Genomic DNA, 1,521 nt, shown 5'->3' with positions numbered 1-1,521 from the left:
TTAGTATCAAAGTTGTCAGGTTTTCCTTCTGGTGCTTGTTGAGCAACTGTACATTGCTGCGCACTAACAAAATTGCTACACAAAAGCAAAGCCAAGAACAAACAGCAAAAGATCAAAGCGCAAAGATATCATAGAAAACCCCTCGGTCAGGATGATATAGCCGAACTAATTCCATATCATCACCACAAAATGCACAAACAAGTGGGTTTCTACCTGCGACTTCTCTAAAAAAATCACGATATTTCAAACGACTAACGTAACTAATCATACCATCAACTAAATCTCCCGCGGCTTTAGCTATTATTTCATACCATTTCTTAAAGCTCGCTGTCGCTTGTAACCCATAATAACGAATTCTCTGGAACCCTTTAGGTAGGATATGTTGTACCATCCGACCAATAAACACCTCTGCTTCAACGCATTCATATTCACGTTGTTTACTTCTATGTGATTGATAATAATAACTAACATATCCATCAGCAACACGGGTTATCCTCGATACTCCTATTGGTGGGGATGCTAAGTACTTAGTCAGATATTTGAGTAACCCTCGATAATGCTTCGTCGGGACTTTTTTACCATTTCCGGGATGTGCGTAGAATCCCTTAGGGTGGTTAACCCAGAGTGCCTTAATGATACCGTTTAAGTCTCCAATACGAGCTGCCATGAAGTGAAGTAAATGCGCTTGCCACTTTAACCGTAAGCGACTTAAAGGTAAGAAACTTATTGGAAGCCATTGATTCGTCGTTGGATCCAACCCTCCCTCTCCTAATAAGATATGAAGATGGGGGTTATAGCTCCCATTCCGTCCATGAGTATGGATAAACACGATACTGGCGATTTTAAGCGTATTACAGCGGAGTAAATCCTGAATGAGTGCCTCTAAGCACGCATGGCCCACACTCATCAACTCTGAATATAATGCCCCTTGCTCTGGATGATTATAGAAAATATTCCTGAATTCACTGGGTAACGTTAACACTACTTGTCTGTAGCTCAATCCAGGTAACAATCGGCTGGCTATTTTTTCCATACTTTCACGTGAATAGCGCTTACCACACTGAGGGCAGGCTTTGCCTTTGCAGCTAAAGTTCACTGTATGCTCACCTTTACCACATGACAAACACTGAAACGTAGCAAAACCTAACGCCTCACTCCCACAGTCCATCATCTTTTTAATTTCTGAATGATAATACGGTTTATTGTATCTGGGGTGTTTAATGGTAAAGCTTATCCAATGGTTAACGAAAATGGATTTAAAGCGCAATAATTTCTTTTTAATCCCTTTTAAATTCATACCACTACACTGAATAGGCTAATGACTGGGCCATTACATTAATATCTCTGTCTTCAAAAGCCAACAATATCTTAAGAGAAAGTCGAAACCTAGCTATACCAAGGCCTCCAAGAGGAAATTCCTAGGTAGAATAAAATATACTTACTTTTCTTCATCACATATTCCCTGTTTGCAAGTTCCACCTGTATTCCCTGGGGAAGTGTTACCACTAACTACATTATTAA

Annotated in this window: 1 protein-coding gene; it reads right to left on the bottom strand. The window is 40.0% G+C overall.

Going from position 1 to position 1,521, the window contains the following annotated elements:
- Positions 1-112: 112 nt before the first annotated feature.
- Positions 113-1,297 carry an IS91 family transposase gene (locus L876_RS0116265; protein WP_028764762.1) on the bottom strand — a complete coding sequence of 395 codons (1,185 nt, stop codon included), beginning with the start codon at positions 1,295-1,297 and terminating at the stop codon, positions 113-115.
- Positions 1,298-1,521 lie beyond the last annotated feature (224 nt).

It is taken from the genome of Shewanella colwelliana ATCC 39565 (assembly GCF_000518705.1).
GTDB lineage: Bacteria > Pseudomonadota > Gammaproteobacteria > Enterobacterales > Shewanellaceae > Shewanella > Shewanella colwelliana.
The sequence above is the reverse complement of the archived record's forward strand: the minus strand, read 5'-3'. Positions and strand labels throughout refer to the sequence as shown.